The sequence below is a fragment of the Paenibacillus filicis genome, assembly GCF_038070315.1.
Classification (GTDB): Bacteria; Bacillota; Bacilli; order Paenibacillales; family NBRC-103111; genus Paenibacillus_G; species Paenibacillus_G filicis.
Map to the genome: position 1 here is coordinate 49,515 of NZ_JBBPCC010000031.1, position 25,853 is coordinate 75,367.

Genomic DNA, 25,853 nt, shown 5'->3' on the forward strand with positions numbered 1-25,853 from the left:
AGACAGCTGGCGAGGAGAGTGCGGCTGCCATAGCGCTCCTGCCTTTCAAAAAAATAAGAGACCAAGAACAACACGGCTGCTTTCCCCGCGGAGCTCTCAGCCTCCGGTTTTCGGGTCGGCTGCTTGCATCAAATTTTCTAAGCAGAAAACGAAATAATCATTGAAACAAATGTATTCTTATCTTTATACTAGGAATTAAATTAGCATGCCCTCGCGATCCCGTCAATCAAATGAAGAACATCAACGAATAATGACCAACGTTGACGAAAATGACCATAATTTCACAGAGTGGAGGTCACGCACATGCTCAAAAATCAGCTTAATCTGATTCATATCCGGGAAGTCATGGATGAACTGGAGGTCAGCCGCTCGACCATCGACCGCTGGCGTAAGAATAAGCAGCTCCCCAGTGTGAAGATCGGGAAAGAAATCTACTTCGACCGCCATGAGGTGACCCGCTGGTACAAAGAGTTCGGCCAGGCTCCGCGCACTCCCCTGCTTCCCGATACCCCGACCCTGACGATCGGCTATACGACCGTGTCCACCCATATGTGGGGTCCGCTTATCATCAAGGAATTCGGGCTGCTGGAGGAGGAGCTGCGGCGCATTCGCCCGAAGGACCGCATCGATATCCGCTGGCACCGGGCCAAGGACGGGATGGAGCTGATCAAGGGCATGCTTGCCGGCCAGATTCAGATTGCGACCTTCGGAGACTATGCCTTGTCCGTCAGCCATATGATCAGCGAGCTGCTGCCGGGCTTCCATCCGGTGCTCCTGGCTGCGGCGGGGAAATCTTCGGACGGCGATGGATTCGGTCTCGTCGTTCCGGCCGACCTGACGCTCTCGAGCGTATCGGAGCTGGCCACGCTCCCCATCGCGACCACCTTCCGCACCAATGCCGATTACCGCTTGAAGAAGCTGCTGGAATCGCACAGCCTCCCCGAGCTGAATATCATCCACCGCTCTATCGAGGAAAGCATGGAGAGTCTGCGCCAAGGCCGGCTGAGCGCCTCGATCATGTGGGAGCCTTTCCTCAGTCTCGTCCAACACCAGAAGATCGGAAAGTCCGTCTTTAACCGGGAGCTGGGTCTGGGCTTCATCGCCTCTGTAGCGGCCGACGAGCATTGGGTACGGGAGCATGAAGACCTGACCATCGCTTACCTGAAGGCGCATCTGCGCGCCGGCAAGCTGATCCGGGAGCAGCCGGCCCGGGCAGCCGAGGTATGCTCCAGGGAAACTGAGCTTCCGCTGGACGTAACCAGCCGCTCCATCTCCAGAATCCGCTGGGATGCGGCTCTGTACACCCGCGACCTGGAGCTGCTGAACGGCTTCGATCCGGCCAAGAGCTTCAGCCAGGCCATGCTCCCCCATCCGGAAATCCCCTATACGACCAAATACCTCCGCATTGCCGCGCAGGAGCTCAGGCTCCCCGTTCTGCCCAAGGCTCCGATCGACGGCCCGTGGCATCGGGATATCTATTATTGAAGTATCTGCGGGAAGAACAAACAGACCTTCACGGCTGTGAAGGTCTGTCCTTTATGCCACCCTTACCTAGACCGCAGGGGCACCCGATTTACTTGCCGAACAAGCGGCTCAGATCGTCCATCATAGACCCCGCCGCATGCGGGCCGTAGCCGCCGAACCAGGAGTCCGAGGCCACCTCATAGACCTGAGCGCCGCGGACAGCCTTCAGGTTTTTCCAGATCGCCAGATCCTGCAGTCCATTGAACAGCTCCTTATTATCCTTGATCAGCAGAATGTAATCCGGATTGATCTGCGGCAGCTTCTCTGCCGATAAGATCTCGTAATGGTTGTCTTTGCTCGTGACAGGGAACACGTCCGGGCGCTTGAAGCCGAACTCATCATAAAGCCAGCTATAGTCGGCGTCCCCGTAGTAACGGATATCGTTGCGAATACGCAGCACCATCAGCGTTTTGCCTTTGGCCTGCTCAGCCACCTTCGCGATAGCCTGCTTCTTCTTGGCCTGGAATGCAGCGATAACCTCCTCGGCCTTGTCCTGCTTGCCGAAGGCTTTGCCTGTCGCCCGGAGTGCTTCTTCCCAGCTCGAAGCGGCGTATCCATTCTCCAGCATCGCGGTTGGCGCAATCTTGGCATATTTCTCATAGATCGCGGCACTGTTGGTATCGGTGATGATCAGATCAGGAGCCAGCGACAGCAGCTTCTCAATCTGTACCTTGCCTTGCTCTCCAATAATCTCGACCTGCCCGAGATGCGGCTTCAGGTAGAGAGGGAAGTCCTCATTCTGAGACTTGACCGTCAACTTGGGCGTCATGCCGAGTGCGATCATGTGGTCGGTCAAATAGGTCACTGTTGTTGCGATATTCGCGGGCGTTTTCTCCAGCGTCTGGGTTCCCTTCGTATCCGTAAACTGAAAGGCCGGCTTCTGCTCCGCAGCTTCCTTCTTGGCTTCAGAATCCGGGCTTCCGGTCTGGCTGCAGGCAGCCAGCAGCAAGGTGGTCAACAGGGTCAGCGCCGTCGCGCCGATCCAGCGTTTTCTTGAGTTCATTGAATAGGTCCCCTTTGTCATGAAGTTGATTTTCTGTGGTGTCGGCTGTGGGTATTCCGAGCGCTTGAAGCGGTGTACTGACGGTCAGACCTCGCGCGTCAGTCAGACTTACGTAGAAGCTTCCCTCCGCCTGCGGCTTTCGGAAGACCACTACGCTCTGCCCCTCGTCCATCCAGGCCTCCTCCGCTTCCCAGCGAAGCTCCCGCCAGTTCGCCCGGTCCTCGCTCCAGTACAGCTTGGCGCTGACCACAGGGAAGCAAGAGCTGTAATGCGCTATAAGCCGGTCGGCTTCGTGTACTACGGGTTCCAGCTTGGCAAGCGGCGATCCCGAGCGGGTAACCGAGTCGGCGAACGCGTAAATTTCTTCGGGTGCCCAGCCGTCAGCATGCGAATGTCCGAGCCCCTGGCGGATACTCAGCACACTGGACGCCTGAGTCTGCTTCTGCAGCTCATACGAGCGGGTGAAAATGCTCAATGGGAAATGCGTATCGTTACTCCCATTCACCCACAGCATTGGAACCCGGCTGCCTGCCAGATACGTCGACGGATCCCACAGTCTCCGCAGCTTGCTGGCCTCTGCCTCCGGCATCGCCGCCATCGCCTCGCCGTATAGCGTGCCCCGCTCGTACAGGTATCCGCAGCCGTACACAGGCACAGCAAAGCAGAGCCTGCTGTCGATCCCGGCGACCAGACTCGTAATAATACCTCCCCAGGAAATTCCCGTTACCCCTATGCGTGCCTGATCGACCTGAGGCAAAGTACGGAGAAAAGAATGCGCAAGCATCACATCTGCCGCCGCATGGTACATCCACTGATCTTCTACGGGGAGGGCGTAATCCCCGAACACTCCCTGTTTCTCGGGCCCGCTCCAGGGATGAGAGCGCAGCTCCGGCGTGCAGCCGTTCTGCACAGGTATATGGCCTTCCAAATCCATCGCGATCGCGGCATACCCGCGATGGACCCATAGATCCACCCACTCGCAGAAAGCCGTACCCGCTCCTCCGTGCACAAGCACAACGGCCGGAACCTTGACGCCCGGTTCGGCCGATGGAACGCCCCAGTAGGCGAACACGCGGGTTTCCCGCCCCTGATAAGGAAGCCCCTGGTACCAGCAGGCTTGGATGCCTGTTACCTCGCAAGACAGCTCCGGCAGCGGATAGACGGCCGGGGCCGTAGTTAACTGCCCCCAGTTCCATGGCGCCTCACGGGCAAACATAACGATTCACTTCGCTTTTATTTGATAATAATTTTCATTCTCATTCATATAGTAGCATCTGCCCCCTCCACTGAACATGGACAACAAGACGGGGGCGGATGGACAATGGTTAGATCAACAGGGACGACAGATGGCTAAGCGCCTTCTCATGCGACCAGGCGGAGTATTCGAACAGCTTCTCCGTTCCGATCGGATAAACTCTCCCCTGTCTCACCGCCTCCAGGCGGCTCCACGGCTCGGTAAGCTGCAGCATCTGCCAAGCCTTCGCAGCTTGAGGCGTCGGATCGATCATAATCACCAGCAAATCCGCATCGTAGCCGAATAGCTCTTCCCGCGTGACCGTCTCGTAAACTTCAATCTTCCTCAGCCCATGAGCGGAGGCCATCCGCAGATCTCTATAGAGGACGGCGCCTGCATTGCGCTCTCCGTAAATGCGGAACTCCCTGTCCATAATGCGCCAGATGTGCACCGTAGCTCCGCCTACGCTTCCCCTCAACTGACGCCAGGCAGCTTCTGCTTTGCGGTCATACGCGTCCAGCCAGGCTGACGCCTCCGCATCCCGCCCGGCAGCTTGCGCGATCTGCCGAAGCTGGCTGCGCCAATCCCCGCCGAGCCATCCGATCGGCACAGTCGGGGCGATACTGACCAGCTCCGCTCTAGCCTGCTCGGGGAGACAATCCGTGCAGAAAATCAGCTCGGGCGCTGCCTGCTCCAGCATCCGCAGATTCTGTTCCCAGAGGGCCCCCTGACCGTCCTCTGAAGCATGCAGCCGAAGCATCGACCCGTACAACGCATGATGGGGGTAGAGCGCCGCGGCTTGCGGCATCAGCCGCAGTGCCAGCAGATTGCCGGACAGCGGCTCCGACACACTCGCGATCCGGCAGCTCCGGCTGCGGATGTACGCCGTCGGCGACAATCCCTTCTTCTGCTTAAACCGGCGGCTGAAATAAAATTCGTCCTCAAAGCCGACTCTTGCTGCAGTCTCCTTCACCCCTCCGTTCAGGAGAAGCAGCTCCTCAGCCCGTTCGAGCCGCAGCCTTAGGATATAGTCTGACGGACTCTCTCCCTTGTACCGCTGGAAGGCTGCGCTGAAATAGCCGGGACTGAGGCCCGCCAAGCGGGCCAGCTCCTCCCGTGACAGCTCCTGCTCCAGATGCCGCTCCATGTAGCAGGCGACACGATCTACAGCCGCTTCGGTCGTTTCTTCCGGCTCCACCCGGCCCCCTGTCTGATCCAGCAGACCCATCAGCCGATAGAGCGCAGCATGCGCCAGGAAACGGTCCTGCTTCGCCGACAATTCCTCCCAGCAGCGGAGCACGGATGCGAAGTCGGGCACAAGCATCCTTACTTCCGTGGTTCCAGGAGTCCGCTCATACCGGTTAGGCTCCGTCTCGGCATACGTCCCGAAGCGGACGAGACCCGCCTTCACCGGGCCGCGCTCTGCCCGCATCCTGCAGATCTGCTCCGCGGGCAGCAGCCATACTTCTCCGCAGCTCAGGACGTGAGCGTCCTGGCCGACGTTCAGCAGGCCGGCTCCTTCCAGGCCGATAAGGGCAACCTCTCCGCCGCCGGGAACTTGAATCTGCTGACCGTTTACGGGGAGCTCTAGCGTATAAGCCTCCTCCAGCTTGTACAAGTGAGAGGAGAAGCCTGCACAGGTGCTTGGTTCCATCTGGTATTCCGCCTTTCTTCCGTTCCATTTCCCATCAGGGAACTACTACTAATATTATCAGGTTACCCCCGGAGGGAAAACCTTAGCAGGGTCATAAATCCTTCCATCTTCTTGAAGCTAGCGAGGTTTACGGACGGAATCAGCAGCCCGCTAATCACTCAAGCTATATAGGTTCCAATTCCACCAAACATTAGTCCGAACCGCATATAAAAGCAAAACAGACCCTCACGACGGTGAAGGTCTGTTTTGTTTCGCATACCGGTCTTCCATGACTCTGACTTTCCGTCTGCCGCTCAGCTTGGGCTCTCTACCAGCCCAAATCTAGCGTTTTTCCGGTTTCGGCGAGTGTCTTGATATTGCTTAGAATGATCCACCAGCTATCGGCGGTCTTCTGGATGGACGGATGATCCGGAGAGAATTCGTCATTCACCAGCGTCATCTTGGTACATTTCCCCACCGGCTCCAGCGTAAAGGTCATCCTCGATTCCTGGCTCGCGTGATTCGGCGTGTACGAAGGACCAGGATGCTCTGTACAGCTCATAGTCCGGTACGGCTCGAATGCCAGCCACTTGCCGTAGACATGAACGGTTCGATCGCCATCTTGGCCCGGACCTACATAAGCATAGTCCGCTCCAGGCTCGAAGGTCGATTCCAGCACGCAGCCGTAGAAGATCTGACGGGTTCCCTCCGGGGTCACAAGAATATTCCAGATCGTCTCAGGGCTTGCATCCACGTAAAACTCATAGTTCAGCTTCAAGGGGTTTCACTCCTGTCATCGATTGAGATACTATAAGGATAAGACTACAAGCTGGACAAGTCTTGTAAAAACGCGACAGAAGCATCTCTATTACGAAAATCCGGAAGCGGGAGTGAGGCGCTTTGAGTACACAGATTCCGAAGCCCAGCCTGGGCGTGCTGCATATGCAGGAGGGTGTGAAGAAGTTTCAGTTGAACCGTCATGCGCCCTCGGCCGAGCTGGCCTTCTTCGTCAAGCATTACTGGATCGTCAGATGGGATCTGACAGGTGAAGAAGCCTATCCTCAGCTTGTCGTACCCAATCCGTGCGTGAATCTGGTCGTGGAGCCAGGCAGAACTGCCTGCTTCGCTCCGGGTAAGACAACCTACTCTCATCTGCTCCAAGGGCAAGGCTGTGTGTTCGGTGTAAAGTTCCATCCGGGCGGCTTCTATCCCTTCATCAAGCAGCCCATCTCGGAGCTGAGCGGGAGGCCGCTCGGAGTAGAGATGGTGCTCAGCGCATCCGGCGAGGAGCTGGAGACCGCAATCCTGGGACAGCCTGATGAAGGCGCTATGGTGGAGCGAATGGAGAGTTACCTGCAAGCCAGGCTGCCGATGCAGGACGCACAGGCCACCTTCGTGCAGCAAGTCGTAGAGCGCATCAGCGAGGATCGGGAGCTTACCAAGGTCGATACCATCTGCCACTATTTCAAGGTGCATAAACGAACGCTGCAGCGCCTCTTCGACCAGTATGTAGGCGTCAGCCCCAAGTGGGTGATCCGCCTGTCGCGGCTGCAAAATGCGGCGGAGGCGATCGACACCGGGCAGCACCACGACCTGCTGCAGCTGTCGATGGAGCTGGGCTATCATGACCAGGCCCATTTCATCAAGGATTTCAAGTCTGTCGTCGGCCAAACCCCGGATGCCTACACTCGGGCCGTCGCAGGGTCAGCCCCTGTCAGCTAGGTTATCCAGCTGGGATCTGCTTCTATCCTTGCCCCAATGGATCAAGTGCGTACTCCAGATCCGGAGTACGCTTCGCCGCCAGGTTCACTCTTCGAGAGTCTGGGCAGCTAAGCTACCCTGCGTGTTGCCCCAGGGGTCAAGAGAGAAGACAGCAGTGACCGGAGCTAAACCGTAGCTGCCTCGGGCTGCTCTCTCAACCCAAGAACGCCCTGCTGTCTCCCGCCGCCATCCAGACGTCAGGGCGCCCCGGTGATCGTTATAACGATCACCGGGGCGCCCTGATTTGTTCATTTATTGAATATGCAGCTTATACAGAATCGCCGGCCCCTGTTCCTCGGAGCTGCTTCTATCGTGAGCATACCAGAGGATGTGATCGCCGCTAACCAGCGGATCGATATGGCCTGGCGACGGCACGCCGTGCAGTGAAGAGGGTCCGCGAAGCTGTCGGCCGGAGCCGTCCACGACCGTGTAGAAGAGACCTCCGTTGTCCCCGGACTCCTCCCATAGCAGGACGAATTTGTTGTCGCTTAACTTGATCAGATGCGTCTCCTTGATGTTAACCCCGGATTCGACCGCATGATCGGTCATCCAGACGACCTTAACCTGAGAATCATCTGTGGCTCCCTTGGGAATAACCCCCAAATAGACATTTTTCGTCTCGGAATTCCCGTACTGCTCCGTTAGGGATACGCTGGAGCCAGCCACCAGATAGGCGTCCTTGGCCACCTCCAGACCACCTAGATGCGCTCCGGTGTAGTTGTCGCCGATCTTTCCGGGGAACCGGAGAATATCCAGCTTGGAGACGATCTCGTCCTGCTGCTCCACTTGAAGCGAGATCGAACGCGGATAGCCGTCCCCATGGTCGGCATACACAATCTTATCGCCATCGAAGCGGACGTATGTCGCAAATGAGTGACTGACGTAATTCCGCGGCCACTGTCCGCCGTCATAGAGCAAGCGCATGCTTTTCATATCGACCAGGAAGGTGATATTGGACTGATGGCGCAGCCCGTCATCGGGCGTCAGATAACGCAGCCGCGTAGAATAAACGGCCAAGGTCCCGTTGTGGCTGTCCATCGTCACATTACCTGCGTGGAACGGCTGGGACACGTAGACATCGCGGATGTCGGTTTGACCGATTTTCTTCCAGGCTTCATCGTACTGGACAATCGTATAAACCTTCTTCTCGGCCGATTCTTCCATATTGGACTGACCATAGAGGACATAATAATGGCCATCCTCCCCCAGATGAACGCCTCCCAGCAAAGGAAGCTCCATCAGGACCGTTCTCTCCCCCGTCTTGTCGAATGCCGGCGTAAACTCCTGCACGCGAAGCTCGCTGCCTTCGTCCTCGACCAGCACCACCTGATTCTTCCTGTTCAGCAAGAACCTCTTGGCCGTAGAAAAATAATTGCCGTATCGATAATCATCGGTATTCAGTGTCGCGGCTGCAACCGCCTGCGCGCTGACCTCCGCTTGAAGCGGCTTGTAGATCAGAATGGCCTTGCGCTCCGGCTGCCAGCTCACAGCGCTGCCAAGCTGCTCGGAGATAAAACGAGTTGGGATCAGAACGCGTCCGTCCTTCATGCGGGCTGGCACATCCAGCTTCACACTGTGCCCGTTCACCAGGGCTTCAGTGCGGTCGACCTGCAGGACGACCGAAGTCCCGTGCAGGTTGACCTTGACCGTGCGGCTGTCGCCGTCCCAGTCAAGCTCTGCACCAAGCGCCTCCAGCAGCGCTCTCATCGGAATAAGCGAGACACCGTTCTCCACCTGCACGGGAACATCGGTCGAGAGGAACTGATCGTTCACGCAGGCGAAGATCGTGCTGCTGGGATCAGGCTTCCCGGCATAATCGAAGGCCGTATACGTGCCGTCTTGATTCATCGCCCCACTGGGGCGGGGCTTTCTTGCTTGCATAATCTCGGATTGGCAGTCGCCTGCCGCAGCGGACACCGTGCTGCCCTCAGCCACCGCCAGCAGCAGCATGATGCACAGTGTCCCCATAAGTACATAGAACCTAGCTTGAATCACGGGGTAACCTCCTGTTGTTATGGGTTTTTCATCCAGCAGCGGATACCCCTATCATTCAACAAAAGCTGCCATTTCCCTTCTTGCGTCCGAATATTCACGTCTATACGAGCAGGCAGGCTGGTCAGCCTCTCCATACGGACCGGCTCTCCTTAGCTGCGGGGATTAGGCCCAGCGGAGCAGGAGGTTGCCCGATACGGAGACTGAGACCTCCAGCCCCTAATCCACCGAAACCTGCAGCATACGGTCTGCGCAGCGTCCCCGCCAACAATCGGCAGACAGTCTTATTCGACCCGCAGCCGGACCTGACGGTCCCCCATCGGGAAGGCGTCCATCCCTTCTTCCTGTCCATACCGGACATTCTCCAGCAGCACATGCTCCTGCAGCACGCTGTCGAAGCGGACCAGTGCCTCTTCGAGCTCAGGATTCACATCCAGCACAAGCCGAATGCGCCGCTCGATCGGCAGCTCCAACTGCTTGCGGTAGTCTTGCACGATGCGGATGACCTCTCGTACCCAGCCCTCCTGCTCCAGCTCCGGCGTAATGGCCGTGTTGAGCGTCACGGTGACTCCGCCTGTCGAGGCGGAGGCAAAGCCGGTCTTGGCCTGCTTCTCTACCAGCAGCTCCTCAAGCGGAAGCTCCAGCGTCTGGCCTTCTACATCAAGGCGCAGCCCGCCTTTCTCGACCGCCTGCCGAGCCTCATCGGCTCCCAGTCCGCGCAGAAGAGCTTGCACCGGGGCGACCAGCTTGCCGTATTTTTTGCCCGCTGTCTTCAGATTCAGCTTGAGGCTATAGTCGACGAACCCTCCGCTTCCGCTCTCCGCACGCAGCGCCTTCACATTGATTTCCTCGCGGATAATCTCTGCGAACCGGCTCAGATCGAACTCCCCGTCCAGTGCCACGATAAGCTCGGATAGCGGCTGCCGCGTCTTGACGCCAGACTCAGCCCGGATTGTGCGGGCCAGCTCAACGATCTGCCGCGCCTGGCCCATATCGGCCTCGAGCTGCTCGTCGATCCGTTCCTCCCGCACGTCCGGATAATCCGTCAGGTGCACGCTGCCCTTTCCTCCGAGATTCCCCCACAGATCTTCGGCGATAAACGGCAGATACGGAGCGACGATCCCGGCTACCGTCATCAGCACATCCCGCAGCGTCTGGTAGGCGGACACTTTATCTGTCGTCAGCCCGCTGCCCCAGAACCGGTCACGGGAACGGCGGATATACCAGTTGCTCAGCTCGTCAATGAACAGCTCGAGCTGCTTGGCAGGGTTCAGGAAATCATTGGCCTCCAGTCCCTTCCGGACCAGCCTCAGCGTGCTATTCAACCGCGATAAGATCCAGCGGTCCAGCTCGTTCTCCGACACACGGGCTGGATGTTCCTCGGGCCGATAACCGTCGATGGCCGCATACAGCGCGTAAAACGCATGGGTATTGTGCAGCGTATCGACTACCTTGGACTTCGCTTCCGCTACCATCGACTTGGCGAACCGCTTGCTGTTCCACGGCGCACTGCCGGACAGCATCGCCCAGCGGAAAGCGTCGCTGCCGAATTCCCCGATGATGTCCCAAGGGTCGATGACATTGCCCTTGCTCTTGGACATCTTCTGCCCGGCTTCATCCAGAATATGCCCGGTGGAGAGAACCGCCTTGTACGGCATCTGCCCGTTGTACAGCGTCGAGACGGCCAGCAGGCTGAAGAACCAGCCGCGGGTCTGGTCGATGCCTTCGCAGATCATATCGGCGGGGTACTGCTGACGGAACTGCTGCTCATCGCCGAACGGGTGATGGTACTGGGCGAACGGCATCGAGCCGCTGTCGAACCAGACGTCGATCACCTCCGGCGTCCGCTCCATCACGCCGCCGCAAGAGCAGCGCAGCTTAACCTCGTCGACATACGGCTTGTGCAGCTCCAGATCGTCGCCGATCGGCTGGAGCGCCCGCTCCTGCAGATCACGGTAGCTGCCCGGGGCATGCTCGCCATCGCAGTCCTGACACACCCAAACATTGAGCGGCGTCCCCCAGTACCGGTTGCGGCTGATATTCCAGTCGACCAGCTCCTCCAGGAACTTGCCGAACCGGCCTTCCTTCAAGTAGCCGGGATACCAGTCCACCCGGCTGTTATTCTCGATCAGCTGGTCCTTAACCGCCGTCGTCCGGATAAACCAGCTCTCCGTTGCATAGTACAGGAGTGGGGATTTGCACCGCCAGCAGAACGGATAGCTGTGCTCATAGCGCTCCTTGGCGAACAGCAGCCCCCGCGCGGACAGTTCCTTCACGATATCCACATCGCAGTCCTTGACGAACCGTCCGGCAAAATCTGTGATCTCCGCCGTATAGCGACCGCTCAGATCAACCACATTGATGAAGTCGATCTCGTGGCTCCGAGCCGTCTTGTAGTCGTCCTCCCCGTGAGCCGGAGCGATATGGACAATCCCCGTACCGCTCGTATCGCTCACATAGTCGGCATCTACGACGACATGACCGTGCTTCAAGCTGACATAGCCGAAAGGAGGCTCATAAGATACGCCGACAAATTCGGCTCCCTTATGCGTAGACAGGATCGTATAGTCCTGCTTCATCACCTGCTCCACGAGGTTCAGCGCCACGATGTATACCTGTCCCTGGTGCTCGACCTTGGCATAGTCCAGGTCCCGGTTCACCGCCAGCGCCACGTTGGCCGGCAGCGTCCAAGGCGTCGTCGTCCAGGCCAGGAACACTTCTCCGCCCGCCTTGCTGCGGAATTTCACTGTGGCACTGAGGTCCTTCACATCCTCGTAGCCCTGAGCTACCTCATGCGAGCTGAGCGTCGTCTGACAGTCCGGACAGTAAGGGCTGACGCGATGGCCTTTGTACAGCAGCCCTTTCCCGTGAATGGTGGACAGGATATGCCACACGCTCTCGATGTAGTCGTTGGTCAGGGTGACGTATGGATTCTCCATATCTGTCCAATAACCGATAGCCTCGGACAACTCCCGCCATTGCTTCTCGTATTCAAACACGCTGCTGCGGCACTGCTTGACGAACTCCGCCACACCGTAGTTCTCAATCTCCTGCTTGCCGGAGATGCCGAGCTGCTTCTCCACGCCCAGCTCCACCGGGAGGCCATGCGTGTCCCAACCGGCCTTGCGGACGACGCGGTAGCCGGACATCGTCTTATAGCGCCCGATAAAATCCTTGATCACGCGGCCTAGTACATGGCCGATGTGAGGCTTGCCATTGGCTGTCGGCGGTCCTTCGTAGAAGACGAAATTCGGACGATCCTTGCGGCTGTCCATCGATTGACGGAACGTCTCTTGCTCCCTCCACTGCCCCAGCACCCGGAGCTCGCGGGCTCTTGCCGGCTCCTTTACATCCACTTTTCTCATTTCTGGATCATCCCTTCTCTTCACATTATGGGCTGAAAAAACAAAAAAATCCCGTCCCGTAAGGGACGAGATTGACTCTCGCGCTACCACCCTTGTTCCGCATGCATCCCCATTCTTGCGGGATTGTTGCGACACTCGTACTGCGTACCATCATACGCGCCCCTTGTAACGGCGGGGTCCCGGGTCAGCTTACTTGGATTGCTTCAGCTTTCCTTCTCGGAGAGGATGTTCGGCTAAGTCTTGAACGTTGGCTTTCAGCACAGGGCCAACTCTCTGGGGGACAAGGGATTTAGCGTACTCGTTCTCGTCAATGAATTTATACAGATGATTCTGATACGTTAGTTTTACACCTAAATGGAGGAAGAGTCAAGGGCCAACTACAGATGTATCGAAGCCGCGTGCACTCGTCAAGATGATACAAGCTGAACCGGTTAGGATTCTATGTCCTATTTGTTCTTCACAGCTTGAACCATACTCTCGATAAACGGGATGGGCATCATAGTATCCTAGGGATTCCTAGCAGCAGGCGAGTTCACAACAAGGACCCTTTGTTTAATCGATAAATAATTTTGTTCCAATTATTGACTTATCGTCGGCTGTAACATACAATAATGAAAATTACATATCCATACAAAAGCTTAGATGGAGAAAAGTAAATCAATGCCTCCTTTCAGGGAGGAAACGCCGAAGACTGAGAGCGTTTCTAAGGGTAAGAGTTGATTGAAGTTCGCTCCGGAGCTGTCCCTTGAACCCCTTTTGGGTAAGTAGAGGTGTACCGGTTTATCCGTTATTTTTTCAAGTGAGAACATTTCTGTTTGTAAAAGGAAAGTTCTAATTTAGGGTGGTACCGCGGCTTCTCGTCCCTTTGGATGAGGGCCTTTTTGTTTTTCCATGTTTTTTTATAAGAGATTACGTTCAAGGCTTGGTAGCTCAGTTGGTAGAGCATAGGACTGAAAATCCTAGTGTCGGCGGTTCGATCCCGTCCCGAGCCACCATCACTTTCAACGTTCAAGGCTCGGTAGCTCAGTCGGTAGAGCATAGGACTGAAAATCCTAGTGTCGGCAGTTCGATCCCGTCCCGAGCCATCACTTTCAACTTTCAAGGCTTGGTAGCTCAGTTGGTAGAGCATAGGACTGAAAATCCTAGTGTCGGCGGTTCGATCCCGTCCCGAGCCATTCTTTCAAACTTTCAAGGCAAAAATGCCTTCTTACCCAGGCTTCTGCATCTATCCGTGAATCCTCACAAGGCACAGCTCCAACAGCAGCTTCTCTTCACGTAACCCTCTTGACACATCTACATCCGCCAATACGACGACGTTATGAGAGATCAGATTTATGGTAATGATTTATATCTCATCGTTTCTGCCCACCTATGCAAGGAAGCATAGTATATAAACCGAAATCTTGCATGCATGTTGTATGATCGAAGACGATAAGAAAAGTAAGGAGGAGAATGTATTGGAACATGATCATCTTACTTTCCCACTTCTGCTTCGCAGCATAATGCCCGGCGAAATTATAACTTTCGGTACCTATCCTCAGACGGCGGACGGTACGGATAGAACGCCGATCAAGTGGCGGGTCCTGCAAAATTCGGGCAGCGAGCTGTCGATGTTAAGCGAGTATATTTTGGACTGTAGACGGTATCACGGTGAGGGCGCGGATATGACTTGGCGTGATTGCGTGGACATTACATGGCGTGACTGTAATTTGCGCAAGTGGCTGAACGATGAATTCTATAACTCGGCTTTTCAGGCCGCCGAAAAGAAATGGATAAAGACGACTCCTTGCACGGACAATGGAGAGGGCACTCCGGATACGGAGGACAAGGTTTTTTTACTTAGCGCAACGGAGATCAAGAAGTTATCGGATATACCCGGCAAGGATTGGCGGCGAGCCGTCGGAACAGACTTCGCCAAAGCGAAAAAGCCTGATGGCTGCAGCTTATATGTCTATGATAAAACGAACAAGGATAACTATGTCCTCCGAAACGGCGAAGAAGCGGGCTGTTCCTGGTGGTGGCTGCGAACACAGGGAAACAAGCCTTCACGCGCGTTTTTTGTCGGACCAAGCTGCAGCATTCGCAGCTATGCGAGTGTGAGTCTAGCCCGTGACGGCGTGCGCCCCGCTATAGTCCTTAACCTCTAGAAAAGAAACTGGGTTAGGGGGGCCTTCAAGAAGCTCAAGCCTGGCATGCTGTTCTCTTGCTTATTTTGTTTGAAGGAGACCTCTCGACTATGAGCATACTTATACTCGTTCTCATGCTGACCTTCCCCGGATTGGCGGACGAATTCAGCTACAAGCACTACGTGGCCCAAGGCCCTGCGATGTTGCCCACAATAGCTTCCGAGGATCGGTTAACCGTTGATCCTGATTATTACTCAACGCATCCGTTTCAGCGTGGTGACATCCTCGTGTTCAAGCTCTCGGATGATCGCATATTTATCAAGAGAGTGATCGGATTCCCTGGAGAAAAGATTCGTATCCAGGAGCATCGGCTCTATATCGATGGTGTCGCCCGGGAAGAACCGTACCTCCAGTCGCAACTTGCGGATTCCCTCCGGCTTAACGCTGGGGCCCCATTCGATTATCCCGAGCAAATCGTACCTGAGGATACCATTTTCGTCCTAGGGGACAACCGCCTCAACAGCCTCGATAGCCGAACGTTCGGAGCTGTTGATATCGGCCACGTCCTCGGGAAGGTTATCCGAATCAACCCTCGCGAATCTAGCTCTCCCCCGCACTAACACGATTTGAGCCCCTCCTTCCGGGATGAGTCGTTACGCTCGAGAAGGTCGCTCTGGGTCAATTCTAAGCCATTCTCGGCAAGTTCCAACTAAAATTAGTCCCCCTTCAATGAATACGCCCTGGTTCTACGAGTCAAGGGCATTTTTTCGATTCCTCTCTCTATAGTCTCGTAACCTCTGTGAACTCCACAAGCACTTCTATAGACTGAGGAGAAAGGGGTGGATTACAGGATGCGACACCGCGCTTTACCTTATGAGAACGCTCAGTCCTCGAGTCTCCGGTTAGCTTATCGGTACTGATCGAAAACCGCGAGTGGCATCCCCAGCTTCATGAATCCATCGCCACGTTGAGGTTCAACATGAGGGTAGCGTTACAATTATTTGACCTATGCGAATGAAGGAGGCAGACGGATGCTGCATATCGTGAATGGGGATTCTGTGGAAAAAACTCTACGGAAGGGCGTCGTGCAAGGGGATATTCTCGTATGGAGGGAGATCTACTCACACGGCCCCGTATGTACGGAACCCGCCGTCCCCGAGCACCGTGCCATGCGTGCAGATTATCTAGAGCGCACGATAGGGGTGCCACGTCTGGAGTACCTCCGAATCAGCGAAGCGCAGGAGCGAACGTTGGCTGACTTCCATCGCTATGATGAAGTCGTTCTCTGGTTCGAGCATGATATATTCGATCAGACCATGCTCTGCTACCTGCTTTACTGGTTCTCCCGGCAATCCTTGAAGAAAACGAAGCTGAGTCTGCTAAGCATCGGGGAATTTCCGGGTATTGAGCTGTTTCGGGGCTTGGGACAGCTCTCCCGGGAGCAGATGGCAACCTTATCGGGCACCTGGGCACCGGTAGGCGTCCGGGAGCTGGAGCTGGGCAGCGCTCTCTGGCAGGCCTATACCTCACCCGACCCGTCGCTGCTGCAGCAGGTGATAGCGGGAGATACCTCTGCCCTGCCCTTTGCTCATTCCGCGTACCAGAGTCACTTGGCCCGCTTTCCCTCCACGCACAATGGGGTGGGCCTCGTCGAGCAGACGACGCTGGAGCTGGTTCATGCGGGCATCCGCTCTCCACTTGAATTGTTCAAGCAAGTGGGAGACAAGCTTCACCGGCTCGGGATGGGGGATCTGCAATATTGGCATGTGCTAAAGAAAATGTCCGAGGGGCCATGCCCACTTCTCCAGCTTCAAGGCATACAGGTACTTCCCGCCTACCAGGGGTCACCTCTGACCCTGCAAGGCTGCGAGGTCATCATCACCGAACTGGGGCGGGCAGTTATGGAAGGGACCGCTGACTGGGCTTCTCTCCAAGGGATCGATGAATGGTATGGCGGCGTACATCTGACCGGCCACGCTCCCCGCTGGCGTTGGAACGCCGCTCTTCAACGGATCGAGGATGCCGGTAAGGGTTGAAGGCATCGAAGCTTAAAGAGTCGGGAACCTAATCGATTGTTCATGTTCATACACTTGGCGCCACGACAGGTCGATACAGGGAAACCATCGTCGTGCAAAAGCGTGGAACTCGACAAAACGTTCCATGTGGAACAATTTTCGCACAAATTTTGGTTAAACCGACAGCGGAATTCGTCAAGAATCTGCTATTCGTCAGCGAGCGACCACCCAGCAAATAGGAGCTATAGACGTGGATGGGTCAGCCGAGAAAACAAGTTTCTGTTCCACGCTTTGACCGAGCCACTTGCAGGACAGCCCGACATATACTGAAAAGCGGCACAGAGCTCTATAGCTGCCGTGCCGCTCTTATTATAAGAATCGAAGCATCTCACTCATGAAGGGATAGAGCATGGATACATGCCCCTCCCCCTCATATTTACAAAGCTTAAGCCTCAGCCGCTCTCCCTCGTAAGGGAGCAGCCGTCGGTGAAGCTCCTCCGCGTCGACCGTCATCTTGCTGCTGTCCGCCTCTACGCCAATCAGCAGCGAGGAATGGATGTCACTGTTCTCAAGCTGCTTCGTAAAGGCGGGCAGCCAGTCATACAGGATATGATTTTTCCACCAGATGGACGGGCTGGCGGCTATGCAGGTTTGGAATAGCCCGGGATGCTGCAGCAGCATGCGGAGCGCGAAATACCCGCCCAGCGAATGGCCGAACAAAGACTGGCGACTGCGGTCCAGCGGCAGCAGCGCCTCCATGCAAGGCTTCAGCTCCTCCGTGATAAAGGCTGTGAAGTCTGCCGCTCCCCCCGTCTGCGGCCAAGCAGAGCCGTCGGGACGCTGCGGCAGCTCCTCCGGACTGGCTTCATCCGTGTAGTCGCGGAATCGCTCCTTCACCACCATCGGGCCTTCGGCATCGTAGCCGATGCCGATAACGACATGCGTCTGTATGCCGTGCGGCTTGCGGCCCATCAGGCGCATAGCCTCTGCCACCGAGCCGAAGCTCGCATTGGCATCCAGCATATACAGCACCGGATAGCCGCTCTCTGGCGGCGGCTCCGGCGGAATCGACACGAAAATCCGGTATTCGCTGCCGCTTCTTGCCGATCTCAACGCGTACTGCCTTGTCCGCGGAATTTCATAACCGCCGATCCATCTCTCCTCTTCGCCCAGATTCTCCGGCCTTGCAGCAGGAGCAGGTCCCGCATGCTCCGCCCGTGCCCTTTCCTCTGCCGATTGCACCGGAAACAGCCATTGCATCGCCTGAATAAAGTTGCCTGCCATATAATAGGCATCATGCGTGCCCCCGGCATCCAGACGAAACCTCAGCCGTCCCTCCGGCAGTCCCTGCTCCAGCCAGTTCCGCTTGATGGCGAGTGTAGCTTCCACCATACGCCGCTGGATATTTTGCCTGTTGATTCCCTCACACTCCCCGACAGACATATACATGCGGCTTTGTGCCAAAGGCGGGCCCTGCTTATTCAGGTAGTCGGCAACCCCCTCATACCAGAAGGACGCCGATAGTAATCCCAGCTTACCGAATACATCCGGACGCCACAGTCCGGCAAATAATGAGATGAGGCCGCCAAAGGAACCGCCGATCGCAGCCGTATGCTCCGGCTCCGGCCGAGTCCGGTACCGGGCATCCACAGCCGGCTTGCACAGGTCGGCCAGTTCATCGACGTAGGCTCTGCCTCCGCCGCCAAAAGGCGGCTTGCCTTCCAGCAGCGCAGACTCCGGCCATGGCGTATATTCATCGTTGCGGCAAGGGGTCGTAACCCCCACATAGATGGTTTCTTCGATAGTCCCCTTGGCAGCCAAATGCAGCAATTGGCTATAAGTATGCCGCACAAGCTCACCCGCATCCTGCACATACACGACAGGATAACGCTTCTCCTTGCTATCCTGGTAGGAAGGGGGAAGAATGATGTGCAGCTCGCGTCCCCTCACGGCAAAGGACTCTATATCGATCATGTGCAGCCCTCCTAAGTTATACAGTTACTACAGCTGCTGCCGGTGCTAGCGTCTCGCACGCAGCAGCAAATAGACGAAATACGGCACGCCGATGATGGAGATGACGATACCAGCCGCCAGCTCAGCCGGAGCAAATACCGTCTTGCCGATCCAGTCGCCAAGTACGACCATGGCCGAGCCGATCAGACCGCTCACCGGCAAAATATGACGATGGCGAAGACCAATGAGCCTGCGGGCCATATGCGGCGCGATCAGACCGACAAATCCGATGCTGCCGGATACCGCCACGCTTGCACTGACCAGACCGATACTGCACGCAAGCAGGATCTTCTTCTCCCGTTCAACCGCGAGCCCGAGCCCGCTTGCCGTTCCCTCCCCCAGCTGCAGCACATCCAAGGTCCGGGCTCTGTGCCAGAGCAAGGGAGGAATGACAATCAGCCAGGGCAGCATCGTCACAACGAATTTCCAGTTGGCACCGTAGATGCTCCCCGATAGCCAGACCACCGCCATCTCAAAGTCGCTGGCATTCATTTTCAATGACATATACATCGTGATTGCGCCAAATCCCGTCGCAATCGCGATACCGACGAGAATAAGCCGCTGGGGATCCAGCCTCCCACGCTCCCGGGCAAAGAAATAGATCAGCAGGGTAGCCAGCAGACCGCCAATCAAGCCGAACAACGGCCTCATCATGACGCCGGTCCAGCCGGTGAGCTTGATCGTGCCTTGCACCACAAGCATGAAGAGCACGACCGCCATCCCTGCTCCGGCATTGATGCCCAGGATGCCCGGATCGGCCAGCCCGTTGCGCGTCACACCCTGGATAACGGCCCCGGCCATGCCGAGCGCGAATCCGACCAGGACGGCCAGCACAATGCGGGGCAGACGGAACTGCAGCACCACCAAGTCATGTTCTCGTACCTTGTCGAGGCGCAGAAGCGTTCTGACAATATCCGCTACCGAGAGGTCGAACATGCCGTTAGTCAAGCTAAGATAGATGCCCACAAACACCACCCCTGCAATCACCGCTGACACGCCCCAGGTACGGGCAGCCGAGCCTTCTCTCCGGCTACGCATGACCGCCGCCCCCCTTCTTCTTAATCAGATATAGAAAGAAGGGTACGCCAAAGAGCGCCGTCACCACCCCGATCGGCGTTTCAAACGGATAATTAAGAAAACGGGACAGGATGTCGCAATAAGCCAGGAACAAGGCTCCGAGCACAGCGGACAGCGGAATGATTCTCCGGTAATCCACGCCGCTCAGTAAGCGTGCAATATGAGGAATAATCAGCCCGATGAAGGCGATTTTGCCGGCCAGCGCCACGGCTGTTCCAGTGAGCAGGGTGACGGACAGAATGGCCAGCGCCTTGACCAGCACCGTGCGTTGGCCCAGACCTGCCGACACCTCTTGACCCAGCGACAGCACGGTAATGGACTTGGACAAGCCAAGGGCTAATCCGAGACCAAGGACGGCAAATGGGATGGACAGCTTGATAAGCTCCGGATCCATGGAACTGAGCCTGGCGTTATACCAGAAGCTGATCCCTTGCGAGATCTGAAAATAACTGGCGGTAGCGGCGGATACTCCGCTCAGAAATGTCCCGAGAATGGTACCGAGAATAGCCAGCTTCACCGGGGAATAGCCGCCGGGTACGAGCCTTGCGATGCCGAATACCATCGCCGCTCCAAGCGCGGAGCCGACCATAGACACCACGATCAGACTGACAGAGCCCGTAGCAGGCCCGAAGACCATGTACATCGTCACCAAAAAAACCGAGCCGTCCGACACGCCCATGATGGATGGCGACGCCAGATAGTTTCGGGTCATCCCTTGCATGATAGCCCCGGATACCGCCAGAAACGCCCCGATCAGCAAAGAGCCCAGCACTCTCGGCAAGCGGGAGGTCCGGATAATCTGATGGTCCACATTACCGGGATCAAAGTGAAACACCGCATCCCATATCCTCTCCAGCGGTATGCTCTTTGCCCCGAAAGATACGGAGAGGAGAATGGCGAGCACGGCCGCTGCCGGCGTTATCCAGAGGATAACGCCGGGCAGGTAGCGTGAGTAGCGCATCTTTTATTTGGACAGCTCTGCAATTGCAGCTTTCAGAAATTCAGTTTTGCTATATGCCGTTCCACCCTGGGCCAGCGGATCGACGATGTTGACGATAGCTTTGTTTTCCTTGAAAGCCTTCGTATTTTTCATAATGGGATTGTTCTGCAATTCCTTGAGCACATTGGGTGTGTCCTTATTCTCATCTTCTAGAAACTGAAGGAATACATACTCGGGATTCATCTCCGCAAATTTCTCGACAGACAGCTCTTCCTGCGCCTTCGCTGCCAAAATTTCCGCAGGGGCCTTCAGGCCAAGCTCGGCGTACAGAACCGGGTTGAAATAAACATCCTTCGGGTAGATGAACATTTTGCCGCTGCGGACACGAACGACGGCAACCTTCTTATCCTTGAGCTTTTCTCCAAGCTCGCCGCCGGCCTTCTTGAGCTCAGCTTTGTATCCGGAGATGATTTCCTCCGCCCGGGCTTCCTTGCCGCTCAGTTCGCCAAGCAACCGCAGATTGGCTTCCCAGTTCGTCGAGACGTGGGAATACAGAATCGTGGGTGCGATGGTCTTGAGCTTCTCGATCACTTCCTCAGGGAACTTGGTGGATCCCAGAATCACATCCGGCTTCAGTGCCAGAATCGCTTCGAAATTGGGTTTCATCTTATCGCCCACAGAGACGGCTTTTTGGGTGATGGGTTTGAACAGCGGTGGAAATTCGCCAGAGAAGCTAATGGCTCCCACAGGCTGGACATCCAGCAAAATCGAGTCCTCCATGGCTTCTACCGCGCCTGTAATCACGATTCTCTCCACCTTGGCAGGCAGCTCGACCGACTCGCCCAGGAACGTGATCACGCGCTTGCCGGCAGACTTCTCGCTCGGCTCCGGTGATGAGGTACCGCATGCGGACAATACCAGCGACAGAATCAGCATAGCTCCACAAACTTTAATCCATCTGGTTAACATTGATATCTTGCCTCTCTCTGACTATATAATTGATAATGATTATCAATTTCAATTATAGGTATAGTTTCTCCTTTTCTCCATGGACAAATACCGGATTCAAGATGGATCATTTCCGGAAAGCAGCTCTTCCGTCTCTTCCAGCATCCGAGCCAGAGCAATCGGTGAATATTCCCGCCAGGGCTCAGAGGCGATCAGGCGAATCTTGTTATCGCGCACGGCACGCAGGGATATCCATGCCTCCGAGCTGCGCAGCTTCTTCCAGTAATCCAGCGTCTCCGATTCCTTGCGGATCATCAGCAGCATATGATCGGCATCTATGTTGTCCAGATCCTCCGTGGATAAAGGATGACTAAATTCCATCGAGTCCTGCGGGTAGGCCATGGGCAAGCCAAGCTCATGGTATAGCAGCTCGCCGTAGCTGTAGCAGCTGCAGGCGTACAATTGATCTTTCAACAGCTTGAGCACCACCAGCCGGTGCTGCCCGCGCAGCTGTCCGATTCGGTCGCGCTGCTGCTTGAGCTTCTGCTCAAAGTCATCGATCCAGCACTCCGCCTCCTCGCGATCTCCAAGAACGACCGCCAGTTCTCTCAGCTTCCAGCGCCAGCCGAGACCATCCCTTGGCATCAGATACAGAGGTGCGATCTCCGACAGCCGCTCCTTCTCCCACTCCTCCAGATCAAAGTGTCCGATGATGAGCTCGGGCTTGGCATGGGCGAGCTTCTTCAGATTGGCTTCCTTGTAATGGTTATGGCGGTAGGCATCCAGGTGAACGGGGATATCCGCGCCATAGCGATCGCAGTAGTAGCCCGACCACTTGGGATGAAGCGGAGCGGAATACGGCATGACACCGAGCGCGAGCAAGTATCCGCTCACAGAGGCGGAGCCGTACGCCGCAATTTTCCGGGCCCTCTTCTTCATATAGCTGGAAGGCGACTCGCCGACTATTTTCTTGAATTTCCGGCTGAAATAGAACTCATCCCCGTATCCGATGCTATGGGCGATGTCACGAAGCCGCAAATCCGTCTGCAGCATAAGCTGCTTGGCCCGGTCCAGACGGACCTTCGTCAAATAATCAAGCGCGCTAGTGCCATAAGTTTTTTTGAAAAGCTCGACATAATATTTAGGACTGACCTCGGCCATCGACGCCAGCAGATCGATGGAGATATCCTCCTTGTAGCAATGGTCGATATAGGCTTTGGACCGCTGCAGCGCTTCAGCCGTACCGCCGCCCGCACATTCCCGGTCTGCTGCAAGAATCAGATACACCAGCTCCGTGCCCTTCAGCTGAGCGCGCATCCGTTCAAGACCATCGGCACTCTCCAGCCCTTCATGGATATCCCGGCATAGCGCTGCGGCCTGGCCCGGAGGCAGAATTCGTGCCTCGTCCTCAAGTCCAAAAAGCCCGGTAAATTCCGGGCCGGTAATTAAGGCTGGGTAACGTGAAGGGTCTTGAAGCTGCAGGCAATCCAGCCTGACCATATACACCGACAATTCGCCGCCCTTCTCTGCCGTAAGGCCCAGTGTGCCTCCAGGAGGACACAGATAGGCATGGTCGGGACGGATGCGGTATCTGCCTGTGGCTCCGACCCATTGACCGCTGCCGCTTACAGGGATGATGACGGCGGCGGAGACCGTTAGCTGCTGCTCCAGCTCATCCCCATCCACGCCTGTAAATAGATCGATCCCCGTTACCCTTACGATAAGGCGTCCCGGATCGATCCCGCTCACGGTGCGCCGGACGGCAGACAAGTGCTCACTTCCAGCTAGTTGCTCAACCGGCATCGGAATCCCCTCTTTTCATTGATAATGATTATCATTATATCAAAAAGAGGAGCTAATGTCGGTAGAAAATAAAGTATTAGACTGTCGTTGTTTTTTATGGTAAGGTTCTCCGCGCTGACTATAACGGCAAGTTTTAAGAACTTTCTATCTGCTCATCTTAGCATCGCACTGGCAATTGTCAAAAAGTCCTCCCGACTGATCTCAAAATGACCGTAGCTGAAGGAAGTACCCCTCCATTAAAGAGTATCCCTGCCCTGGCACTCCTATCACAGATACGCCAGCTTCACTCAAAGCCTGAATATCCCGTAGATGGTTCTCACGCTTGTTTCAAATGTAGCGGCTAAATCCTCGGCTCGTAACGCTTCGTTACGCTGCAGCTCAAGCACTATGGCTAACAAACGATCCGTTTTGTTCATGCACTGCACCCTTTTCCGAGAGATTTTTTTATACCAGAGTTATTATATCAGGCTTTTTTTAAGAGAAAAGAGAGGTCAAATGCAATGTTGGTTGTCACACTTCGGGAGGGTCGATTCGTCAATATCATGTAGAGCCGAACAAGCGGTTCTAATAAAAAATTAAAGGAGTGGTACACATTAAATCAAGAATGGATAGTCCTGTTAAGGTTGTACCCGATGTATCCCAAGCTTTACAAGACCTGTCCAAAGCTCTGTTTGCATCCGCAGAGAAAACAGGTATTCCGAAGGGCATGCTCTTCCTTACGTATTTTCGGACAAGCCAAATTAATGGGGACAGCGCATGCGTCGAACTTCATTCGCGGAATGCCTTGGCGGCAGGCGAATCTATAGAGCGTATACTGGCGGTGTCGGCATGGCGTGATACGAAATGCTTCAATGACGCCGAGCATGCTGCCCTTGCACTTTGTGAATCGGTCACCCGAATCAATGACCGGGAAGTTCCCGTGCCGGACGAGATCTTTAATGAGGCGGCCCGTCACTACGATGTGGCTGCACTGGCTACCCTTATCGCAGGGTTCTCTACAGCGAACCTCTGGAATCGATTTAACGTCGCTACAAGACAGATCGCTGCATTTTCTGCAGACAAATAATGCATTAACGTCTCTACTCGTCAAGTCGCAGACGTTTTGGCCAAAAAATAAATCGGCAGTCGCCGCACAATGAAAACGGAGGTTTTTCCTTTTATGGCAACCGTACTTTATATTACAGCTCACCCGCGTGATGATGAGCGTTCCTATTCCATGACAGTAGGAAAAGAATTTTTACAAGTTTACCGTTCCACCAATCCGCAAGACGAGATCGTGCATCTCGATTTGTTTAAGATGGATCTCCCTCAACACGATGGTGACATATTGGATGCACGGGATAAGCTTAGACAAGGGGTGTCTTTCGATCAATTAACGCCTGCGGAGCAAAGTAAATTCGGACGTATTCTCCAAGTCATTGAACAAGTCGTAGCTGCAGACAAATATATTTTGGTCTCGCCGATCTGGAATTTTTCCTATCCGTCAGTTATGAAGAATTTTCTTGACGCAATCGTCCTTCCAGGAATGACGGTTAAATATAATTCTGACGGCACTAGAACCGTTGCGCTTAGCGGTAAAAAAGCAGTTCATATTCAAGCATCTGGAAGTATCTTGTCGCCTGGCTCAGGGGGGGCCTACGCAGATGATGAAATGGGGCACCGTCACATAAAAGCCATTCTGAACTTTTTAGGTTTAACGGATTTTCAAGGCATCTTTGTTGAAGGGATGCAAGAGTTCGCTGATCGAGCGGAGGAGTTCAAGGAAAAGGCGCTCCGAGAAGCGCGTCAAGTAGCGGAAAACTTCTAACAGCAAATGACGTGGATCTACTAGAGAAGGGAAGCTGTGCAAATGGCTTCCCTTGCTCTTTTTCGCAGTGGCTTGGACGGTCGCCTTGCAACAATTGCTCGATCTCGTCAACGAAATCGCCACTAAGGCAGGAAAAGGCTGTCGGCTCTGATTCAGCGTCAACTCCAGCACTGGGTTGCCAGTCTGCCCAGTTACATCAGGGCTTGTTTGCCGATTTCATGCTGCGAAAATTGAGTTTATCATCTATCTTCCGCTCTTCAAGATAAGTGAAATACTGTTTTAATGCATAGCAATAAGTCTTCAGTGTGTTGTTGCTTTTACCTGTCTGATCCAGGTATTTTAGATACTTCATCATAGGAACAACTGGAACACCTACCTCGTCCAACAGCAAATATCTCTTTGTATTATCATTAAGAATTCCTTCTTGTACTCTCACAACAAAACTCCCAACGAAAGCTTGTATCCTCAATATATTTTTATTTTTCAGTCTAATGTAGTGTAGTGCTTATGAAAAGTAAACAAGCCCATAACCGTATTTGGAAGTAAATTAATTTTCCAATTTATAAGGGTATGGGCTCTCTTTGCTCCTAAATAAGGCAGTGTAGGTTCTTA

18 protein-coding genes, 3 tRNA genes, 3 pseudogenes and 2 other annotated features are annotated in these 25,853 nt (G+C 55.1%); of the genes and pseudogenes, 11 read left to right on the top strand and 13 right to left on the bottom strand.

Features of this window, described 5'->3' with window-relative positions; translation table 11 throughout:
- Positions 1 to 303 precede the first annotated feature (303 nt).
- A complete protein-coding gene (locus WMW72_RS31970; protein WP_341419656.1) occupies positions 304 to 1,485 on the top strand; it encodes a helix-turn-helix domain-containing protein in 1,182 nt (393 codons plus the stop codon).
- An 88-nt stretch (positions 1,486 to 1,573) separates the two neighbouring features.
- On the opposite strand, the gene WMW72_RS31975 is transcribed toward WMW72_RS31970, so the two are convergent.
- The 4 genes from WMW72_RS31975 to WMW72_RS31990 all read right to left on the bottom strand — a co-directional run bounded on the left by WMW72_RS31975 (position 1,574) and on the right by WMW72_RS31990 (position 6,172).
- Positions 1,574 to 2,527: an ABC transporter substrate-binding protein gene (locus WMW72_RS31975; RefSeq protein ID WP_341419657.1), complete on the bottom strand. Its 954-nt coding sequence runs from the start codon at positions 2,525 to 2,527 to the stop codon at positions 1,574 to 1,576.
- Positions 2,430 to 3,743, bottom strand: a complete 1,314-nt coding sequence (locus WMW72_RS31980) for an alpha/beta hydrolase family protein (RefSeq protein WP_341419658.1) — start codon at positions 3,741 to 3,743, stop codon at positions 2,430 to 2,432. Before WMW72_RS31980 ends, WMW72_RS31975 begins: the two co-directional genes overlap by 98 nt.
- Before the next feature lie 109 nt (positions 3,744 to 3,852).
- Entirely contained in the window at positions 3,853 to 5,415 is a 1,563-nt protein-coding gene (locus WMW72_RS31985) for a helix-turn-helix domain-containing protein (RefSeq protein WP_341419659.1), read from the bottom strand.
- A 307-nt stretch (positions 5,416 to 5,722) separates the two neighbouring features.
- A complete protein-coding gene (locus WMW72_RS31990) occupies positions 5,723 to 6,172 on the bottom strand; it encodes an SRPBCC domain-containing protein (protein ID WP_341419660.1) in 450 nt (149 codons plus the stop codon).
- A 122-nt stretch (positions 6,173 to 6,294) separates the two neighbouring features.
- Between WMW72_RS31990 and WMW72_RS31995 the strand changes: the two genes are divergently transcribed.
- Positions 6,295 to 7,116 carry a DUF6597 domain-containing transcriptional factor gene (locus tag WMW72_RS31995; RefSeq protein WP_341419661.1) on the top strand — a complete coding sequence of 274 codons (822 nt, stop codon included), beginning with the start codon at positions 6,295 to 6,297 and terminating at the stop codon, positions 7,114 to 7,116.
- Between the two features lie 291 nt (positions 7,117 to 7,407).
- On the opposite strand, the gene WMW72_RS32000 is transcribed toward WMW72_RS31995, so the two are convergent.
- The gene (locus tag WMW72_RS32000) at positions 7,408 to 9,150 is read right to left on the bottom strand and encodes a stalk domain-containing protein (RefSeq protein ID WP_341419662.1); all 1,743 of its coding nucleotides are present in this window, start codon (positions 9,148 to 9,150) and stop codon (positions 7,408 to 7,410) included.
- Positions 9,151 to 9,431: 281 nt separating this feature from the next.
- Positions 9,432 to 12,512, bottom strand: a complete 3,081-nt coding sequence (gene ileS, locus WMW72_RS32005) for an isoleucine--tRNA ligase (protein WP_341419663.1) — start codon at positions 12,510 to 12,512, stop codon at positions 9,432 to 9,434.
- 58 nt (positions 12,513 to 12,570) lie between these two features.
- Positions 12,571 to 12,832 (bottom strand) — a binding site (T-box leader).
- A 310-nt stretch (positions 12,833 to 13,142) separates the two neighbouring features.
- Positions 13,143 to 13,380 (top strand) — a binding site (T-box leader).
- 51 nt (positions 13,381 to 13,431) lie between these two features.
- On the opposite strand from ileS, the gene WMW72_RS32010 reads away from it, so the two are divergent.
- From WMW72_RS32010 to WMW72_RS32035, 6 genes are all read left to right on the top strand, one after another.
- Positions 13,432 to 13,507: transfer RNA gene (locus WMW72_RS32010), tRNA-Phe, on the top strand.
- 17 nt (positions 13,508 to 13,524) lie between these two features.
- Positions 13,525 to 13,597: transfer RNA gene (locus WMW72_RS32015), tRNA-Phe, on the top strand.
- Between the two features lie 17 nt (positions 13,598 to 13,614).
- Positions 13,615 to 13,687: transfer RNA gene (locus tag WMW72_RS32020), tRNA-Phe, on the top strand.
- Positions 13,688 to 13,969: 282 nt separating this feature from the next.
- On the top strand, positions 13,970 to 14,659 hold the full coding sequence (locus WMW72_RS32025; RefSeq protein WP_341419664.1) for a DUF6273 domain-containing protein: 690 nt from the start codon (positions 13,970 to 13,972) through the stop codon (positions 14,657 to 14,659).
- Positions 14,660 to 14,748: 89 nt separating this feature from the next.
- Complete coding sequence (lepB, locus tag WMW72_RS32030) at positions 14,749 to 15,258, top strand: signal peptidase I (RefSeq protein ID WP_341419665.1); 510 nt, start codon at positions 14,749 to 14,751, stop codon at positions 15,256 to 15,258.
- Positions 15,259 to 15,669: 411 nt separating this feature from the next.
- Entirely contained in the window at positions 15,670 to 16,674 is a 1,005-nt protein-coding gene (locus tag WMW72_RS32035; RefSeq protein WP_341419666.1) for a DUF1835 domain-containing protein, read from the top strand.
- Positions 16,675 to 17,022: 348 nt separating this feature from the next.
- Here the strand turns inward: WMW72_RS32035 and WMW72_RS32040 are convergent, their stop codons facing one another.
- From WMW72_RS32040 to WMW72_RS32065, 6 genes and pseudogenes are all read right to left on the bottom strand, one after another.
- Positions 17,023 to 18,627, bottom strand: coding sequence for an alpha/beta hydrolase (locus WMW72_RS32040; protein ID WP_341419667.1), 1,605 nt, complete (start codon positions 18,625 to 18,627; stop codon positions 17,023 to 17,025).
- Positions 18,628 to 18,672: 45 nt separating this feature from the next.
- On the bottom strand, positions 18,673 to 19,704 hold the full coding sequence (locus WMW72_RS32045; RefSeq protein ID WP_341419668.1) for a FecCD family ABC transporter permease: 1,032 nt from the start codon (positions 19,702 to 19,704) through the stop codon (positions 18,673 to 18,675).
- Positions 19,697 to 20,704, bottom strand: coding sequence for a FecCD family ABC transporter permease (locus tag WMW72_RS32050; RefSeq protein ID WP_341419669.1), 1,008 nt, complete (start codon positions 20,702 to 20,704; stop codon positions 19,697 to 19,699). The genes WMW72_RS32045 and WMW72_RS32050 overlap by 8 nt, the downstream gene beginning before the upstream one ends.
- A gap of 3 nt (positions 20,705 to 20,707) precedes the next feature.
- Positions 20,708 to 21,652, bottom strand: coding sequence for an ABC transporter substrate-binding protein (locus WMW72_RS32055; protein ID WP_341419670.1), 945 nt, complete (start codon positions 21,650 to 21,652; stop codon positions 20,708 to 20,710).
- 96 nt (positions 21,653 to 21,748) lie between these two features.
- A complete protein-coding gene (locus tag WMW72_RS32060) occupies positions 21,749 to 23,434 on the bottom strand; it encodes a helix-turn-helix domain-containing protein (RefSeq protein WP_341419671.1) in 1,686 nt (561 codons plus the stop codon).
- Positions 23,435 to 23,638: 204 nt separating this feature from the next.
- Positions 23,639 to 23,850: pseudogene (locus WMW72_RS32065) on the bottom strand (helix-turn-helix transcriptional regulator); the annotation flags it as partial.
- Positions 23,851 to 24,038: 188 nt separating this feature from the next.
- Here WMW72_RS32065 and WMW72_RS32070 point away from each other — a divergent pair.
- The 3 genes and pseudogenes from WMW72_RS32070 to WMW72_RS35730 all read left to right on the top strand — a co-directional run.
- Positions 24,039 to 24,500 (top strand): carboxymuconolactone decarboxylase family protein, encoded by a 462-nt coding sequence (locus WMW72_RS32070; RefSeq protein ID WP_341419672.1) that lies wholly within the window; start codon positions 24,039 to 24,041, stop codon positions 24,498 to 24,500.
- Between the two features lie 93 nt (positions 24,501 to 24,593).
- Positions 24,594 to 25,241 (top strand): FMN-dependent NADH-azoreductase, encoded by a 648-nt coding sequence (locus WMW72_RS32075; RefSeq protein WP_341419673.1) that lies wholly within the window; start codon positions 24,594 to 24,596, stop codon positions 25,239 to 25,241.
- A 73-nt stretch (positions 25,242 to 25,314) separates the two neighbouring features.
- Positions 25,315 to 25,475, top strand: a pseudogene (locus tag WMW72_RS35730) (IS4 family transposase); the annotation flags it as partial.
- 1 nt (position 25,476) lies between these two features.
- Here the strand turns inward: WMW72_RS35730 and WMW72_RS32080 are convergent.
- Positions 25,477 to 25,677 (bottom strand): annotated as a pseudogene (locus WMW72_RS32080) (site-specific integrase); the annotation flags it as partial.
- Positions 25,678 to 25,853: the final 176 nt, after the last annotated feature.

Coding starts and splice junctions, on each gene's coding strand:
- WMW72_RS32060 (WP_341419671.1), bottom strand. CDS start 23,434: ATGCCGGTTGAGCAACTAGCTGGAAGTGAGCACTTGTCTGCCGTCCGG.
- ileS (WP_341419663.1), bottom strand. CDS start 12,512: ATGAGAAAAGTGGATGTAAAGGAGCCGGCAAGAGCCCGCGAGCTCCGG.
- WMW72_RS32070 (WP_341419672.1), top strand. CDS start 24,039: ATGGATAGTCCTGTTAAGGTTGTACCCGATGTATCCCAAGCTTTACAA.
- WMW72_RS31970 (WP_341419656.1), top strand. CDS start 304: ATGCTCAAAAATCAGCTTAATCTGATTCATATCCGGGAAGTCATGGAT.
- WMW72_RS31975 (WP_341419657.1), bottom strand. CDS start 2,527: ATGAACTCAAGAAAACGCTGGATCGGCGCGACGGCGCTGACCCTGTTG.
- WMW72_RS32045 (WP_341419668.1), bottom strand. CDS start 19,704: ATGCGTAGCCGGAGAGAAGGCTCGGCTGCCCGTACCTGGGGCGTGTCA.
- WMW72_RS32055 (WP_341419670.1), bottom strand. CDS start 21,652: ATGTTAACCAGATGGATTAAAGTTTGTGGAGCTATGCTGATTCTGTCG.
- WMW72_RS31985 (WP_341419659.1), bottom strand. CDS start 5,415: ATGGAACCAAGCACCTGTGCAGGCTTCTCCTCTCACTTGTACAAGCTG.
- WMW72_RS32040 (WP_341419667.1), bottom strand. CDS start 18,627: ATGATCGATATAGAGTCCTTTGCCGTGAGGGGACGCGAGCTGCACATC.
- WMW72_RS32035 (WP_341419666.1), top strand. CDS start 15,670: ATGCTGCATATCGTGAATGGGGATTCTGTGGAAAAAACTCTACGGAAG.
- lepB (WP_341419665.1), top strand. CDS start 14,749: ATGAGCATACTTATACTCGTTCTCATGCTGACCTTCCCCGGATTGGCG.
- WMW72_RS31980 (WP_341419658.1), bottom strand. CDS start 3,743: ATGTTTGCCCGTGAGGCGCCATGGAACTGGGGGCAGTTAACTACGGCC.
- WMW72_RS32050 (WP_341419669.1), bottom strand. CDS start 20,704: ATGCGCTACTCACGCTACCTGCCCGGCGTTATCCTCTGGATAACGCCG.
- WMW72_RS32075 (WP_341419673.1), top strand. CDS start 24,594: ATGGCAACCGTACTTTATATTACAGCTCACCCGCGTGATGATGAGCGT.